The sequence below is a fragment of the Protofrankia sp. Cas3 genome (genome assembly GCF_963555955.1).
Taxonomy (GTDB): Bacteria; Actinomycetota; Actinomycetes; order Frankiales; family Frankiaceae; genus Protofrankia.
On record NZ_CAUVXP010000142.1, the window covers coordinates 1 to 15,056 of the forward strand.

Annotated in this window: 24 protein-coding genes; 2 read left to right on the top strand and 22 right to left on the bottom strand. The window is 71.5% G+C overall.

The window, feature by feature from the left end; all coding sequences use genetic code 11:
* Window positions 1–846 precede the first annotated feature (846 nt).
* The 22 genes from U9983_RS21400 to U9983_RS21505 form a co-directional block, all read right to left on the bottom strand.
* Window positions 847–975, bottom strand: a complete 129-nt coding sequence (locus U9983_RS21400; protein WP_322755734.1) for a hypothetical protein — start codon at window positions 973–975, stop codon at window positions 847–849.
* 85 nt (window positions 976–1,060) lie between these two features.
* Entirely contained in the window at window positions 1,061–1,489 is a 429-nt protein-coding gene (locus U9983_RS21405) for a hypothetical protein (RefSeq protein ID WP_322755735.1), read from the bottom strand.
* Complete coding sequence (locus U9983_RS21410) at window positions 1,482–1,853, bottom strand: hypothetical protein (protein WP_322755736.1); 372 nt, start codon at window positions 1,851–1,853, stop codon at window positions 1,482–1,484. The genes U9983_RS21405 and U9983_RS21410 overlap by 8 nt, the downstream gene beginning before the upstream one ends.
* Window positions 1,854–1,897: 44 nt before the next feature.
* On the bottom strand, window positions 1,898–2,140 hold the full coding sequence (locus U9983_RS21415; protein ID WP_322755737.1) for a hypothetical protein: 243 nt from the start codon (window positions 2,138–2,140) through the stop codon (window positions 1,898–1,900).
* A 5-nt stretch (window positions 2,141–2,145) separates the two neighbouring features.
* Window positions 2,146–2,598 carry a hypothetical protein gene (locus tag U9983_RS21420; protein ID WP_322755738.1) on the bottom strand — a complete coding sequence of 151 codons (453 nt, stop codon included), beginning with the start codon at window positions 2,596–2,598 and terminating at the stop codon, window positions 2,146–2,148.
* On the bottom strand, window positions 2,595–2,867 hold the full coding sequence (locus U9983_RS21425; RefSeq protein WP_322755739.1) for a hypothetical protein: 273 nt from the start codon (window positions 2,865–2,867) through the stop codon (window positions 2,595–2,597). The genes U9983_RS21420 and U9983_RS21425 overlap by 4 nt, the downstream gene beginning before the upstream one ends.
* Window positions 2,864–3,001, bottom strand: coding sequence for a hypothetical protein (locus U9983_RS21430; protein WP_322755740.1), 138 nt, complete (start codon window positions 2,999–3,001; stop codon window positions 2,864–2,866). The genes U9983_RS21425 and U9983_RS21430 overlap by 4 nt, the downstream gene beginning before the upstream one ends.
* 310 nt (window positions 3,002–3,311) lie before the next feature.
* A complete protein-coding gene (locus tag U9983_RS21435) occupies window positions 3,312–5,492 on the bottom strand; it encodes an ATP-binding protein (protein ID WP_322755741.1) in 2,181 nt (726 codons plus the stop codon).
* A 118-nt stretch (window positions 5,493–5,610) separates the two neighbouring features.
* Window positions 5,611–6,714: a hypothetical protein gene (locus U9983_RS21440; RefSeq protein ID WP_322755742.1), complete on the bottom strand. Its 1,104-nt coding sequence runs from the start codon at window positions 6,712–6,714 to the stop codon at window positions 5,611–5,613.
* Between the two features lie 4 nt (window positions 6,715–6,718).
* On the bottom strand, window positions 6,719–7,315 hold the full coding sequence (locus tag U9983_RS21445) for a hypothetical protein (RefSeq protein WP_322755743.1): 597 nt from the start codon (window positions 7,313–7,315) through the stop codon (window positions 6,719–6,721).
* A 16-nt stretch (window positions 7,316–7,331) separates the two neighbouring features.
* Entirely contained in the window at window positions 7,332–7,976 is a 645-nt protein-coding gene (locus U9983_RS21450) for a lytic transglycosylase domain-containing protein (protein ID WP_322755744.1), read from the bottom strand.
* Window positions 7,973–8,593 carry a hypothetical protein gene (locus U9983_RS21455; RefSeq protein ID WP_322755745.1) on the bottom strand — a complete coding sequence of 207 codons (621 nt, stop codon included), beginning with the start codon at window positions 8,591–8,593 and terminating at the stop codon, window positions 7,973–7,975. The genes U9983_RS21450 and U9983_RS21455 overlap by 4 nt, the downstream gene beginning before the upstream one ends.
* A gap of 181 nt (window positions 8,594–8,774) precedes the next feature.
* Complete coding sequence (locus tag U9983_RS21460; protein ID WP_322755746.1) at window positions 8,775–9,029, bottom strand: hypothetical protein; 255 nt, start codon at window positions 9,027–9,029, stop codon at window positions 8,775–8,777.
* Window positions 9,022–10,020: a DUF2637 domain-containing protein gene (locus U9983_RS21465; protein ID WP_322755747.1), complete on the bottom strand. Its 999-nt coding sequence runs from the start codon at window positions 10,018–10,020 to the stop codon at window positions 9,022–9,024. Before U9983_RS21465 ends, U9983_RS21460 begins: the two co-directional genes overlap by 8 nt.
* Window positions 10,017–10,532, bottom strand: coding sequence for a hypothetical protein (locus U9983_RS21470; RefSeq protein WP_322755748.1), 516 nt, complete (start codon window positions 10,530–10,532; stop codon window positions 10,017–10,019). The genes U9983_RS21465 and U9983_RS21470 overlap by 4 nt, the downstream gene beginning before the upstream one ends.
* Window positions 10,529–10,810, bottom strand: a complete 282-nt coding sequence (locus tag U9983_RS21475) for an excisionase family DNA-binding protein (RefSeq protein WP_322755749.1) — start codon at window positions 10,808–10,810, stop codon at window positions 10,529–10,531. The genes U9983_RS21470 and U9983_RS21475 overlap by 4 nt, the downstream gene beginning before the upstream one ends.
* A 107-nt stretch (window positions 10,811–10,917) precedes the next feature.
* On the bottom strand, window positions 10,918–11,334 hold the full coding sequence (locus U9983_RS21480; RefSeq protein ID WP_322755750.1) for a hypothetical protein: 417 nt from the start codon (window positions 11,332–11,334) through the stop codon (window positions 10,918–10,920).
* Window positions 11,331–11,582, bottom strand: coding sequence for a WhiB family transcriptional regulator (locus tag U9983_RS21485; protein WP_322755757.1), 252 nt, complete (start codon window positions 11,580–11,582; stop codon window positions 11,331–11,333). The genes U9983_RS21480 and U9983_RS21485 overlap by 4 nt, the downstream gene beginning before the upstream one ends.
* 2 nt (window positions 11,583–11,584) lie before the next feature.
* On the bottom strand, window positions 11,585–11,755 hold the full coding sequence (locus U9983_RS21490) for a hypothetical protein (RefSeq protein WP_322755751.1): 171 nt from the start codon (window positions 11,753–11,755) through the stop codon (window positions 11,585–11,587).
* Window positions 11,752–12,147: a hypothetical protein gene (locus U9983_RS21495; protein ID WP_322755752.1), complete on the bottom strand. Its 396-nt coding sequence runs from the start codon at window positions 12,145–12,147 to the stop codon at window positions 11,752–11,754. The genes U9983_RS21490 and U9983_RS21495 overlap by 4 nt, the downstream gene beginning before the upstream one ends.
* Window positions 12,144–12,272: a hypothetical protein gene (locus U9983_RS21500; RefSeq protein ID WP_322755753.1), complete on the bottom strand. Its 129-nt coding sequence runs from the start codon at window positions 12,270–12,272 to the stop codon at window positions 12,144–12,146. The genes U9983_RS21495 and U9983_RS21500 overlap by 4 nt, the downstream gene beginning before the upstream one ends.
* A gap of 236 nt (window positions 12,273–12,508) precedes the next feature.
* Window positions 12,509–13,432: a hypothetical protein gene (locus U9983_RS21505; RefSeq protein WP_322755754.1), complete on the bottom strand. Its 924-nt coding sequence runs from the start codon at window positions 13,430–13,432 to the stop codon at window positions 12,509–12,511.
* A gap of 228 nt (window positions 13,433–13,660) precedes the next feature.
* Between U9983_RS21505 and U9983_RS21510 the strand changes: the two genes are divergently transcribed.
* Both U9983_RS21510 and U9983_RS21515 read left to right on the top strand, forming a co-directional pair.
* Entirely contained in the window at window positions 13,661–14,422 is a 762-nt protein-coding gene (locus U9983_RS21510) for a GntR family transcriptional regulator (protein WP_322755755.1), read from the top strand.
* A 19-nt stretch (window positions 14,423–14,441) separates the two neighbouring features.
* On the top strand, window positions 14,442–14,867 hold the full coding sequence (locus tag U9983_RS21515) for an NUDIX hydrolase (RefSeq protein ID WP_322755756.1): 426 nt from the start codon (window positions 14,442–14,444) through the stop codon (window positions 14,865–14,867).
* Window positions 14,868–15,056: the final 189 nt, after the last annotated feature.

Consider the following 15,056-nt stretch of genomic DNA (forward strand, 5'->3'; position numbering starts at 1 on the left):
TGAGCGTCTCGTGGGCTCGGAGATGTGTATAAGAGACAGTGCCGAGTTGTTTGACGAACACCGGCACCTCGACCGTCTGGCAGCCGGTGATCAGACTGCTCGCCCACTGGGGTTGCATACGCCGGGCGCCGGGTCCGGACTCGCCGCCGAGGACTACCCAGTCCAGGCCGTGCCATCCGGCCCGCTCGGCGGCGAACCCGCGGAGCGCGCGCAGGTCAGCCGGGGTCACCGACCCGCACAACCGGGCCGGCGGGATGAGCCATCCGGTCAGGTTCAGCGGGCCGAGGATCGGTTCCGCGGAGACCCAGTGGAGTGCGGCGGCGGTGTCGAGCAGCACCGGGATGCGACTGTCGGCCCAGCGCTGGTTCTCCACGCTGACCCCGAGCCACACGTTCGGCAACGGCCAGGTCAGCGGGGTCGGGTCGTCGACCAGGGCCAGATCGGCGGCCCGGGTGTGGAGCTGCTCGCCGATGCGGGGAAGCAGGGACCGGGCCCGGCCGGGCCGTTTGGTCAGCAGCTGGAAGGTGTGCGCCGGCGCCCACCACATCCGGGCGAACACCTCGACGATGAACGCGTCGGGTACCTGGTCGTGGAACAGGTCGGACATGGAGTTGACGAACACCCGTCGGGGGCGGCGCCAGTGCAGCGGGGCGTCGAGCCGCTGCGGGTGCAGCGTGACGGTGAACCCGTGGGGGAACGCCGGGGTGCCGGCGAACCGGCGGGCGATCCCGGCGGCGTAGCAGCGATCGCATCCTTCGGATACGGGGGTGCAGCCGGTGACCGGGTTCCAGGTGGCGCCCGCGGTCCCGTCGTCCCCGCGGGTCCACTCGATTGTTGTCGTCGTGCTCATGCGGACTGTCGCGTGGTGGGCAGGGAGGTGACGCAGCGGGTGCAGATCAGCCCGTGGTAGGGGCCGTGGACGGGGCAGGTGTTGGCGTTGACGGGGTTCTGGTCCCCGGTCGCGGTGGGCATCATGAGGGTTGCTCTCCTTCGGGTTGGTGGAGGGTGATCCCGGCGCGGCGGCATTGCTGGCCGGCGTGGACGCCGCGCCGGGGTGTGATCAGGGCTGGTAGGGGCGGTTCGGGTCGGGTTGGTAGAGGGGGCAGCCGGTCTCCACGTGTTCGGCGTATTCCATGAGCCGGTAGAGCACGTCGCCGTCGATGCGTCGGGCGGCTGTCTTCCAGGAGCCGGCGACCTGGCGGGCGTGCGCGGCGGCATCGTGGGGGTCCAACGCCCGCAGCGCCGGGTGGTCGAGGTAGTACAGCGGTGCCGGGTGCAGCATCGGGTCGGACCGTCTCTGGTGCTCATGGCACAGGTGCGCCAGTGCCGCGCCCTGGTCCAGCGGCGTCATCTGCTCCCAGCCCGGCAGGCCGGCGGGCAGCGCCGGCGCGTCCGGGACCGGTTGCGGCCGGGGTGGGCAGTCCGGCTGGTGACGGGTGGGGATCGTGCGCAGCCGCTGGCGCCAGCCGGTCCCGCCGTGGTCAGTCACGGCCGTCTCCGGTGCCTGGCTGGTCGGCGGGCGGGAGCGGCAGGCGGGCGGCGATCCAGCCGGCGATCAGTACTTGGCAGTCCTCAGTGCTGATCAGGTCTTTGGCCAGGACGGCGATGGCCGTGTCCGCTGCGGCTCCGGCGATGTCGCACATCTCGTCGACGTCGCGCCAGATCGACTCGTCGGTGAGTCCGTCTGCGCGTGACATCGCCGTATAGGCCCGTTTGGTTGCTTGTTCGGTCTGCGGGGTCCAGATGCGATCGGCCTCCCGGTCCAGGTCGTCGATCTGTGCCTGCGACAGGCTGCGGGCGGTGGCGACGACGGCGTGGAACCGGTCCCTCGGCGTGGTGTCTGTCCTGGTCATGGGTTCCTCCGTGGGTTGTGGACGGCTCCGCCGGCCGTCCGGGGTTATTCGTGCGGGAATCGGGGCGCGGGCGCGATGGTCAGGTAGCCGTTGCGGGCGGCGGTGGTCAGGTCGATCACCTCGAGGATCTCGGTGTCGGGATAGGCGCTCGGCCGGCCGCGGTGCGGTGTGGGTAGCCGGTCGCCGAGGGTGTCGCCGACGGCGGCGACCAGCCGGTTCGCGGCGTCGTGGGCGTCTCTGCCGGGGACGTCGGCGAACACGATGACCGCGACGCGATAGACGGACATGCCGCTCATCGGCCGGGTTCCGCTGTAATCGACCGGGAAAACGAGGCTTCGGAGAGCCGGGTTTCGGCCGGGGTCATCGATCCCGGAGTTGCCGCGGTGATCGCTCTGTGGGTCCGTTCGAGGAGATCCAAGACGTCGGCCGCGGTGCGGGCGGGATGGTCGTTCCAGGCCGCGAGGTATTCGCCGGCGTCGATGCTGGTTGGGTTGCCGCCGAGTTCGAAGGTGAGTTCGTCCTCGGCGTCGCACAGTGCCTGCAAGGCCGCGGGGTCGTCGGGCAGGTCGTAGGGGTGGACGCCGGCGGCCAGGCGGAGCGCGCCGGACAGGTCCACCGCGCCGGTGGCCTCCTCGACATGGTCGCCGCGGTGCCAGCCGCGGGCGGCCAGCTCTGCGGGGGCGTCGGCGAGAAGCCTGGCGACCCGGGTAGCCCGGCCCGTCGGGGTAATAGTCGGTGCGGTCATGCGATGTCCTGGAGGGTGTCGGGCCGGTCGTCGACCAGCCGCAGATGGGGATAGGGATCGGCGGCGGCTACTGCCGCCTGGAGCAGCTGGCGGCGTTCCGCGCACACCGTCGGGCTGTCCGGCTCCGACCACAGCCGTGCTGCGACGGCCTGGGACGGGCTGGCCGGGGTGGGGCGCTGTTCGGGGCAGCCGCGGGCCTGTTCGACCCGCAATGCGTCGAACAGCTCGGCCAGAGCGTTGGCTGATTCGTTGGTTGTCCGGGTGTTCATCGGGCGCCACCGGCCGAACGGGCGGTGAGGGCATCGGCGGCCTCATCGGCCAGGACCGCGACGGCAGCCGCGGCCAACGCGACCAGCAGCGCGTTCCCGCGCATCCGGGTCAGTGCGGCATGCAACGTGGGCATGATGGTGCTGCTCCTCTCGTGTGATGCGGGGTGGGGTGGCCCCGGCGCGGCGGCGGTGCTGCCAGGCGTGGACGCCGCGCCGGAGGCGCGATCAGCAGTCCGGACAGGGAACGCGACCTTCAACCGGCCGCGTGATCCCGACGAAGCCCAGGGACCCGAGACCGCCACACGTCGGGCAGATACCGCGCCTCTGGCACTCGGTCGGGCACAAGTCGCTGTTCATTGAGATCTCGGAGCGCTGTCCGTCTTGCCGTTGGATGACGATCTTTTGTTGCTTGGTCATGATCAGTCCTTTCTAGATCGTTTGGGGTCAGTTCACGGCGGTGATGGATGTCGGGGTGGGGATCCATTCGCCGTAGCGGATGTTGGTGACCAGGCCGGCCGCGGCGAGGTCGGCGAGGACCGTGTGAACGCGGGACGTGCTGACTCCGGCCTGAGCAGCGAGGTCTTTGGGGCGGGTGACCCCCTGCGTGACGAGCTGGTGGATGCGGGTACCGGCGGGGGTGTTCAGGACCGCCGGGCGGAGCCCGTCCGCCGGGGGCGTGAAGGGCGGGGGTGGGCCGAACTTGGGGGCGGCGGCGAGGGTGAGCACGACGCCGCCGGTGGTGGTGCGCTGCGGTGTCCAGCCACTACCGGTCGTGGCGGGCGGGGTAGCCGGGGTCGATGTGCCGGCGGACCGGTGACTGCGGAGAGCGGCCGCCAGGCTGGGGTCGGCGGCCAGCAGCGCGGTGAGCGCGTCGGGGTCGAGTGCGGCGATGCGCTGGGCTTGGCTGGCGCGGGCGGCGGCGGCGCGGGCGGCCCGGTCGACGTAGTCGGGGCCGATGAAGTTGGCGGTCACCCGGTCGAGCTCGACGTGGGGTGCCGCGGCCATCCAGGTGTCGGCGTTCGGGGTGTACCAGCCGCGCCAGGGGGCGGTCCGCTGGCCGACCAGGTAGCCCAGCCCGGAGGTGGGCGAGCCATCAGGCCACCGGTCGGGCAGGTCTTTGGGGTTCAGGTCGAGTCCGGGGATCAGACCCTTCGCGACGTTGCTCGACGTCCGTAGCACGGCCAGGTTTTTGGCGAACATGCTGCTGCGCAGCGCCTCGTCGTCCCCGAACGTCGGCAGGCCGGGGTACTGGTCGGCACCGACGATCGCCACAGCGGCCTTGCGGCCCTCCCGGGCAATCAACGAGCCGAGCGCGGCATGCTCCGAGCCGCGGACGAAAATTTTGTGGATCTCGTCGAGGAACAGCAGGATCCCGGGCTCGGCCGGGGTCGGAATGTGCAGGTCGACGCCGCGCAGCCCGTTGAGCGCGCCGCGGATGTCGATGGCCTTCGCCGCGGCGCGGAGCTGGAGCAGGATCTCGTCGAGGTCGCGGGCCGGCCAGGTCGCGCGGCGGATGACCGCGGGCATGGACTGGCCGCCCTGGGGGTCCCCGGCCCACGGCGAGAGGACCCGGCTGTACCCGGCGATGGTCGCCAGATTTGTGATCAGGGTGCTTTTGCCGGACCCGATGCCCCCGATGATCGCCCCGCCGGCCAGGCCCCAGCCGGGCACGTAGAACGCCCAGCGGGCCGGGGTTTCGTCGGCGTGGATACCGATGTCGGCATAGCCGGTCGTGGGGTCGTAGACCTTGTCCGGTCCGGGATGATGGTTGATCCGTTGGAGGGGGTTGTTCGCCCGGTCGACGACCAGGATCAGGGCACGGTCGGCGCCGCCGCCGGGCGGCCGGTCGACGGTGACCTGGTCGATGTCGAGGCCGAGCGCGCTGGCGATGAGGGGTGCGGCGGCGATCGCGGTCTGCGTGGTGTGCACCCCGGGGTTGAGCTGGGCGATCCACGCCGCCGCCGGGCCGATCATGTGGGGGGCGGTCAGGTAACTCCCGGCCAGGACCCGGTTGGTCGCGCCGACGCGCTGCGCCCACAACTGGGGAATCTCCGGTTCGGGTTCGGTGACCTCACAGACCGGTGCGGGCGGGGGCAGAGCCGCGGGTTCGCGGACCGGTGGGGGCACGGGGATGCGATGGCGGTACCACCACGGCGCGGCCAGGGCGTAGCCACCGATCCACAGGACCGCGACCGGCCAGCCCCACGCACCCTGGGAGGCGGCCAGCAGCAGCCAGCCGCCGGCGGCGAGCGTGGTCCGTACCGTCCGCCGCCTGGCCTCGCCGAGCGCGCGGGGCGTGCTGTGCCGGCGGCGGCGGACCAGCCAGCCGGCGGTGGCCGTCACCGTCGCACCCAGCATGATCGGCCCGATGGTGCCGGGGGCCGCGGCGGCGATCGCCCCGGCCGTCCACAGCGTTCCCAGCAGCACGAGCGGGGCGGCCTGGTGTCGCAGCGGCCACCCGCGCAGCGTCCGGTAGGTGCCGCGGAGCCGGTCATAGTTCCGGTGGTCGCGGGCCGGCGGGCTGGCGTGTCGTGCGGGCGGGAGTGGCGCGTGGTCGGCCGGTTCGGTGGCGGCCTGCTCGGCGGCGGCGAGCAGCCGGGCGATCTCAGCTCGGGTCGGTGCCATGCAGGTCTCCTCCTTACTGTCGTCTGTGACAGGCCGCGAGTGGGATGGGTCTGGCGGTCACCGCACGGACCCGGCCCGCACGGACCCGGCCCGCGCGGGCCAGGTCCGACGGGAACGGTCAGCCCTGCCGGTAGAAGGTCGTGTTGGCCGCACCCGGCGTGCTGGCCACCGCCTCCTCCATGAGCCGGTGTGCGTCAAGCGCGGTGAGGACGGCGGCGGCGGCGGTCGCGAGCGTGCGGGCCACCTCGTCGGCGGCAGTGATCGCGCCGAGTACCGCCTGGTCGCTCATTTCAGCGGCGGTCAGGTACGACCGGCTCAACTCGATCTGGCTGGCGATGTCGGTGATCGCGTGCCCTTCCAGGGACTGGTAGTAGGCCCGGGCGTTGGCGATGTTGGTGGTCTCACCGGAGGTGATGGCCATGAGGTCTCCTTCGAGGGTGGTGGGATCGATCCCGGCTGTGGCCGGGTCGTACACCGGATCCGCGCGGGCGGGTCCGGGGTCGAGGGGGCCGGACAACCACGTCGGGTCGTCGCGGCGGGCCTGGGCGGTGAACACGTCGGTGCTGGTCAGCCGGGCGCCGTACACCTGGTTGATCCAGTCGCGGACCGTGGCTGCGCGTTGGTCGACGGTCAGCGCGGTCCACCGCTGGCCCCACTGGTCGCCGGCGGCGGCGGCGACCGCGACCTGTTCGTCGGGTTCCAGGTCGCTCCAGCACAGCGGCGTGCCCTCGATCATGTCGTCGTCGTAGGCGACATGATCCGGTGGATCGGTCACCACCTCGGGGTCGACGGGCTCGGCCGGATCGACAGGGTCGACGGTGGGGGCCTGCTGGCCGGGGTCGCCCGGCCCCGGCCCCGGCCCGGGGCTGGGCGGGTCCTGGCCACGCCCGTCGGCGGTAGGGCCGGCGGACGGCGCCGGCGGCGGTTCCTGCCAAGGCCGCCAGGACTGCCACCGGCCGGCCCGGCGTCGGTAGGACTGCCGGCCCCACCGCCAGCCGAACCGCCAGCCGTCCAGGAACGACTCGCGGATCAGGCCGCCGACGGCGCCCGCGGTCCGCCCGGTGTAGGACGGGCGGGTGGCCGCGTCCGGGTTTTCGGTGGCGGCACGTCGCCCGCGCGGGGTGACCGGCCGGCCCTTGAGCAGGCTGGTGGTGTTGACCACGGTGTCCTGCAGGCTGCGCATGATCGCGTACGCCAGACACCAGATGAGGATCATCTCCACCGGGTCACCGGATCCCGATGGTGTGGTCGAGCCCGGCGGCCATCAGCCCCCCGACGACGTTCACCGAGGACACCGCCAGGGCGCCGACCGTGCCCGGAATCGTGGCCACCACGCTCGGCAACGCCAGGCCGACCAGCAGGGCGCCGACCATGCGGGGCCATCGCGGCCGGGGCCGTCCGCTGGTCAGGGCCAACCCGCCCCGGCCCGGACCACCAGCGGCGGACGGGCGCAGCCCACGGACCCCCCGCGTTCGGGCGTCGAGCAGCCGGTTGACGGTTTCGGCGTCCACCCGGACCTGGAGCACGTAGTAGATCGCCATGACGATCGCCAGCGCGCCGGGAACGATGCCGCCCATCGCGGTCCGGGTCACCGCGTTGATCACGGTGGTGGTGGTGTCGAGCACCGTGTGGATCACGATGTAGAGCCAGCCGCGGGTCAACGCGGCCCCGGCGAGCAGGGCCAGGATCGCTGCCACCCGGGGCAGGACCCGACGCCACAGCAGCAGACCGATCACGAACAGGGGGATCGCGGCGGACACCGCGGCGGGAGTGGGCAGACCGAGCACGTCGGCGGTGACCGGCGCCAGCGACAAAATGGTCATGAGGGTCTCCACGGGTTCACAGGTGGGAGGGGTCGGCGTAGACGGCGGTCAACGCGGTGATCCGGCTGACGTAGGTGCGGGTTTCGCTGATCGCGGGGATGCCGCCGGCGGCCTGCACGGCACCGGGCCCGGCGTTGTAGCCGGCCAGCGCGAGGGCGGGCACGTCCCCGCGGATCCGGCCGGCGTTCCGCCCGGCGCGGGCCGCGGCGGCCAGCGCGCACATGAACCGGCCCTGCGCGGTGATCGCATCCGGTGGTGACCACGCGGACGCGACTCCGTCCCCGTCGGCGTCCATGGCCCAGCTCGGCCAGGTGTCGGGCATGAACTGGGCGATCCCCATCGCCCCGACCGCCGAGCGGGCGGCCGGGTTGAACCCGGACTCCTGCGCCAACTGGGCGGCGAGCAGCGCCGGGGTGATGTCCGGGCACTGTGAGCCGGCCCGCACGATCCACGGCCGGTAGGCGGCCGGGACCGGGGCGCCCGCCGCCAGCGGCCCACCCGCCGGCGAACCGGGGCGCAGGACCGGGACCAGCCCGGCGACCACCACCAGCGCCGCCGCGAGGACCGCGGCGAGCACCAGCCGGCGCAGCCACACCGCGAGGACCACCCCACCGGCCAGCACGACCACTGACCAGCCGCCGTGGGCGGCCAGGCCGGTCACAGCACGAGCCAGACGATCGTGGCGAGCACCGCGGCCGCGACGAGACGGCCCGGGCGCTGCACCAGCCATGCCGCCACGTACAGCGCCACGCTCACCGGGATCGCGAGCAGCACGCAGTAGGCCTGTCCCAGCCGTCGCCACGTTGTCGCGTCCGGGGCGCACCACTGCCCGGCGGCGGCGTAGCGGACCAGCGCCGCCAGTTCCGTGGGCGGCGCCGACCACACCGACGGCCACTGGCCGATCGCCACCTCCCACACCCGGCGGGCAACCCGGCTCCGCGTCTCGGTCGGCGTCTGGTCGACCAGTGCGGTCTCGCCGGCGGGAACGGGGTCGATCCGCGGGGCCTTGAGCAGATCCGCGCCGGGCACGGTCGTCGCTTCCTCGCCGGCCACCGTCAGCTCCTGCTCTCCCGCTGCGCCGGGCGGGGTCCGATCCGGGCCTGCGTGCCCGGTCCACACGTCACGACCGCAGTCGCCGTCAGGTTCGTCGTCGTGTTCGCCGTCGGCGCAGATCAGCCGCTGCCCGCCGGTCAGCAGACAGATCGCCCGGTCGCAGTCGTCGTCGTGGGCCGTGCCGATCGGAACCTGACAGTCGGGGCACAGTGCGGTGACGCTCACCGCGTCCACCCCCCGCCCCGGCGCTCACCGGCGGTCACCGGCCGCCGGCCGGTTAGACTCGCCGAGGTCTCGCGCATGCGCGTGCGCGCGCGTCGGCACGCGCGGTGGCCCTCGATCCGGGGGGCCGTCGCCCGCTCTCCACCGTCCACTGGACAGTCGAGTGGACGGTCACTCCTCGTGCTCATCGCGGCCTCCCGTGGAGCCGTGCGACCACCTCGGTGATCTGCCGGACGAGAGCGTCGACCTCCCGGTCCGCGTGAACGGCCGGGGCGTCGGCCAGGGCGCCGCGCAGGTAATCGACCGCGACACCGAGGCGGTCCGTCGGCCGGTGGGCCCTTCCCAACCGGGTCACGAACATCCGCTGCCGGCGCTGTTGACGGGTGGCGATCCGGCCGTCGCCGGCCGTGCGCCGATCCGTTGCCGTCGGGCTAGGCACCGGACACCCCCACCCCGGCCAGGGCGGGCACAGCCGCGGCCTCCTGCTGCTGCGCCTGGGCGGCCCGCAGTTCCCGCAGGACCACCCGGCCAACCGTCCGTGTCCCGAACTGGCGGTCCAGATCGGCGCCCGTGATGGGGACCCCCGCGTCGAGCTGGCTTGCGGCCCACGCCCGCATCTCGCTCCGTTGCGACCGCGAAGAGCGAGATCTCTCGCTCGGTGCCGGGTGAGACGTCTCGCTCGGAACGGGAGCGGTGAGAGCCGGCGTCTCGGTCCGGGTCGTCTCGCTCCCCACCGGGCGAGACGTCTTCCTCGGGACGGAGGTGGTGAGAGCCGGGGTCGGCCACACCGGCGCCTCGAACGTCTCCCGTGGTTCGTCATCGGCCGGCGCCTCCCGCTGCGCCCCGATCTCCGCGACCGCGTCGGCCAGCCGGGACAGCGCGGCCCGCGATGTCGAGTCCGCGGCCGGGTCGGTCACCGCGAGGACGTGCCGGCGCCACTGGCCGATCTCACGGACCGGGTCCAACAGCACCCGGATCGGACGCAGCGGCGGCACCGGTTCCAGCCGGGTGCGGCGCGAGATCTCCCCGCGAGCGCTCAGCACCTGCTTGCGCAGCTCACCGAGGAGCACCTCGAACGCGATCCCGGCGAGCGTGGGCACCGCGCAGGCCACGATGACGGTCTTCAGATCACCGCCGGTGCGGCTCCACGCGTTCAACCCGTTCGACGCCACCGATCCGCCGACCGCAAGCGCGGTACCCAGCCGGGCGGCGGTCGCCGGACGGCCATCGACCGCCGCCGAGAACGCCACCGCTCCCATCGCGACCGGCAGACCGTCGGCGACCGCGGGCAGCAGCCAGTCGATCGTGAATCCGAGACGGTGCGCGAACTCGCTCTGCTCCTTGAACGACCACACCGCACCGGCCGCCCACACCCCGGCCACCAGGACCAGCGCCAGGAGCAGCGGCCCGGACAGCGTCCGGCGCCTCATCCCGCAGCCTCCGGCCACGCCACCACCGGTGTGCCGGCGGAGGTGTCACCGTCGTGGCCGGGGTCGTCGCCAACCGCGGCCAGCCGGTTCGCCGCTTCCACCAGGTCGGGGTCGTCGCGTACGTGGGCGAAGGCGTGGACAGACTGGCCGAGGAAGCTGCCGGTACAAGCCAGCCACAGCTTGCCCTCCTCCGGCTGGGGCGTAACGATCAGCTGGGCATCGAGCAGCCCCGCGAGAACCTCCATCAAGGTGATCTGGATGAGCTGCTTGTCCTGTTCAGTCAGCTCCCGGCCGACCGGGCTGCTGGGTTGCACTGCGATCGGCGCATTCGTCCACGGGGTGACGTTGAGGTAGACGTGGGCGTCGGGGTCCGCCTCCGCGAGGCGCTCGACCAGGGCAGCCGCAGTACGCAGCACGGCGGCCTGCCCAGCCAGGCGGCTACCGGCGTCTCCACCGGATCCGGGTACGGGGATCGGCAACGACAGCCGGGTTGTCGCCTGCACGCGGTTCACGCGGCACCTCCCGCAGGCGCGGGGGCCAGCTCCGCGGCGACGGCGGTCAGACCGCCGTCGGCCACGTCGAGTAGCCGGGTGATGAACGTGCGGGGGACGCGGTAGGCGCGGCCGACCACCACAGCGGGCATCGCCCGGTCGTGGATCGCCCGGTCGTGGATCGCCCGGCGAACGGTCATTTCGCTGACCCGAAGCGCTTGCGCCGCTTCCCGCACCGTCATCAACGGGTGCGGTGAACTCGGGTCCTTAGTGGAGGGCGCGCTAGCCTTGATCTGCATCGATGAGATCCCTTCAAGATCCGATGCTCTGGGGTTCCGGTGGGTGGCAGCCCGCCGGAACCCCGTTTCTCCTCAGGGGCAGTCATCTCGTCGGTGGTCGTGGGGTGTCAGGGCCTAAACCCCGCCACACCCCCGCTGTGTGAATCCATGGGGTCCGAGCGGAACCGCCCCACCCGAATTTGTGTTTCCGTTGAGCCGACTCGAGCAGCGCGGGCCGCGTCGAGCAGCTCCCGCACCACCCGGATCGCCTCGGGCGACTGGCCGTTCAAGCCGAGTCGTCGGCCGGCGTCATCGCGGCGGCCCAGCGTGTGCGCGAGCACCTCGCGGGCGGCGCGGACCTCGTCCTCAGCGGCGCCGTCGGCGATCGTGAACGCGTAGGCGACCAGTGCATCACCCTCGGCGGCCACCGCATCCGCGTAGTCCCGCGCTGCCGTCCACTCCCGCGCCGAGAGGTGACGCACATCGGCCAGCGCCCGCGCCAACTCCACCGAGCCCGCCGGGCGGGCCATCACCGGGGCCGTCATGACGTGCGCACCGGGGTACGGGCCGTGCGCCGCAGCGTCCGACGTTCGTCTTCGTCCAGACCGCCCCAGATGCCGGCGTCCTGCCCGGTGTCCAGCGCCCAGCCCAGGCAGGCACATCGGACCGGGCACCGGGCGCACAGCGCCTTGGCCGCCGCAACCTGACGTTCCACGGTGTCTCCGGAGGTGCCGGCGGGGAAGAACAGGTCCGGGTTCGTATTCCGGCAGGCCGCCCGCTGCCGCCAGTCCACGCTCATGCCGCACCGTCGGTGGCGCGGAGGTCGCCGGTCAGGGCCAGGAGCAGGTCGGCGGTGGTGACGTCGACGAGCTCGATCACCCCGTGCATGCGGGTGTCGGGGTGGCTGTCGGCGAGAGTGTCGCCGGCGGCGGCCGCCTCGTCCCGGTCGTCGAACGGGCCGGTCATCGGTTCGCCTCCTCGGCGAGGCGGCGGGCGTGGTCGGCGTCGTGGTCGGTGAACGTGTCCGGGAGGTGGTGGCGCTGCTCGTCGACCCAGGTGAGGAAGGCGGCCTTCGCCTGGGCTGCGGTCGTCTCGGTCGCCGCGCCGATCTGCCGCCAGCCCGCGCCGGCGCGCAGGGCACGCAGGACGGTGGTTTGCAGTCCGTACCGGGCGGCGCGGGCCAACGCGACTTCGGTGGCCAGCAGTTCCAGCACCTCGTCGGTGTCGATCCGCTGGCCGCTGGCGTGGCGCACCGCGATGTCCAGGCCCAGGTCAGAGGCCCGGGTCGCGAGCAGTAGCGGCGTCACGACCTGGCCTGGTGGGTACAGGACGTCGTCGGGTCGGTGGGGGCGGTTCACTTCTCACCGCCGCGGCGTAGCAGTTCCCGGGCGAGCCGCTCGATCTCTCGGGCGGTGGCGTCGGCGAGGTTGTCGGCGCGCGCAGTCGCGCACTCGTCTGAGCGCGCGCTAGCCTTGATCTGCATCGATGAGATCCCTTCAAGATCCGATGCTCTGGGGTTCCGGTGGGTGGCAGCCCGTCGGAACCCCGTTTCCTGTCAGAGGTGGTTGTCTCGTCGGTGGCCGTGGGATGTCAGGGCGTAGACCCCGCGACACCACGTAGTGTGAATCCGGGGGGTCCCATCGGAACCGTCCGACCCGACTTTTTGGTTTCCGTGGTTGTTCGGAACCGTTTCGTGCCGCCCGCGGTGTGTACGTGGGTTCAGGTGCGCCCCTGGAATGCGGCGAGCTGGCGGCGGGTCGTGGTGAGGTTGTCCTGCCGACGGTGCGCCCGCCCGGCGTAGGCGTCGCCGAGGGCGTTCGCGACGGCAGGCTCGGGCGGGGTGTCGCGTGCGGTGTCCACCGGCGGCCTGGCGTTGTCGAGGCCCCAGGCGCGAAACGGTGCTGGCCGCCCCGCCAGGTAGCCCACACCGGGAAGCCGGAGCAGCTCGTCGGCTGGGATGATGTTCTGATCGGCCAGCAGGTCGCGGTGGATGGGATCCCTGGTGCTGAGCACCGCCGCGTTGCCCGCCAGCAGACCGGAGCGCAGCGCGACCTCGTTGCCGAACGAGCGCAGCGCCACGGACGTGGATGCGGCAATGATCGCCACACCGGCCTTGCGGCCTTGGGCGGCGATCCGGGTCGCCAGCGCGGTGGCTTCGCTCCTGGGCTCGAACACCCGCTGACACTCGTCGATGATCAGGAGAATCATCGGCTCGTCCGCTGTGATCATGTGCAGTCTCCGGTGACGGAGGGCGTTGGTCATGAACCGGGTCGACACCGCCGTGTCCGCGGCCCGCAGCATCTGCAGGATCTCGCTCGTGTCGGTGGCCGCCCAGTGGGTAACGGCGACCGCTCCCGGTAGGGAAATGCCGCCGTCCGGATCGCCGACCCACACGCTGACCTGGCCGGCGGACGAGGCGGTGTAGGCGAGTCCTTCGAGGATGTGGGACTTGCCGCTGGCGGTGTCGCCGGTCACGACTCCACCACAGGCCCCCCAGTTGGCCCGGTAGAGGTCCCAGGGAGCAGGGTCACCGTTGGTGTGGCGACCTACCCAGGCGGTGCCGGAAGCCTCGTCGAAGCACTCCAGCGGCCCCGGGTAGGGCTGCTTCTCCCGTAGCCGATCGCTGTCACAGAAGGTCCGCATGATCGAATTGACTCCATTTCGGGCTGGTACTCATGGCTGCCGGAGCGGCTTGTAACCGTGACTCACAGACTTATGGCATAAGACATATGTGTCAAGACCTAAAGTGAGATCTCTTGCGTGTCGGGAGCCGGAGAGCATCGACCCGCCTGCCGTCACGGCGTGGTCTCGATCGACCTGGCGGGTAGGTTCGCCTATGACAGAAGCCAGAACTCCCAGGTCCGGAGTGCGATGACGATCGAACCGCCGGTGGCTCGCTATCAGCAGGTAGCGAGCCAGCTTCGGGATGCGATCCGCCGGGGGGACTATGCGCCAGGCTCTGAACTGCCGAGCCAGCCAGAGCTCGCCCGCCAGTACGGGCTCAACCAGACCACGATCAGTAAGGCGATCGGGGTGCTGCGTGTCGAGGGGCTGGTCCGAACCGAACAGGGCCGTCGAACGATCGTTGAGGAGACCCCGACCGCCAAGCGGGTGCGCCGCATTCCACGGGCGGGCAGCCAGGGCGGCGGCATCTTCGCATCCGAGATGCAACGGCTGGGCCTCGAGCCGAGCACGACTTTGGCCAAGGTTGCTGTCACGGCGGTGCCTGAAGAGATCGCGGACTACCTTCAGCTCAACGAAAATGATCAGGTGCTCCTGCGTCGCCGCCACATGTTCGCCTCCGGCACACCGGTTCAGATCGCTACGTCCTACATCCCGATGGCCGTTGCAGGCGACGTCAGCATCGCCGAGCCCGACACCGGTCCCACAGGGATGTATCAACGCCTCGCAGCCCGGGGCTTCCGCCCGGCGCGCTTCACCGAAGAGGTAGAGATACGGCGTGCCAGAGCGGAAGAAGTGGCTTTCCTCCAGTTGGCCGAAGGGCAACCGGTGTTCTCCATCGTGCGTACCACATGGGGCCAGAATGATCGTCCGATCGAGGCGACCATCAACGTGCTCGCCGGGTCTCAGTGGCGATTGATTTACGAGTGGACCTATGAGCCGAACGCCTGACTGCGACGGTTCACCTCCCATGGCGATGCACTCCGTAAGCGTGGGTGGAGTGGTGGTCGACGATCACCAGCGTGTGCTGGTGATCAAGCGGGGTGACAATGGACGGCTGGCAACCCCGGGCGGGGTGCTGGAGCGGGACGAAGCTCCATGTGACGGATTGCGCCGTGAGGTGTGGGAGGAGACCGGAATCCCGATCGACTCCGGCCATTTGACCGGCGTCTACAAGAACATGCGGACCGGTGTGTTGTCGCTGGTCTTCCGCTGTGCCGCGCTGGCTGGTGCTGCGCTGGTGCCGAGCGCGGAAACGCCCGAGGTGATGTGGTTGCCGTTCACCGATGCATTGCGCCTCACCCACCCTGTCTACGCGATCCGGATCTCGGACGCCTTCCGCCCGGACGGACCATTCGTGCGGCTCCACAACGGCCACCAGCTCCTCGTGGGCTGAGCTCCAGGCCAGGAGACGGTAGTACCGGGTCCTCACGGCAGGGTGGTGATGCCGCTGCAACTGTGATTTCTGAAATGTGTCTCGTTCGCGGCGGCCATGGTCGATCCTTGCAATGTCAAACGTCTCCGGTCTCCGAAGGGAGCGATCATGGACGAAAGCCTTGCCAACCGTCGGGCAGCACTGGACCTG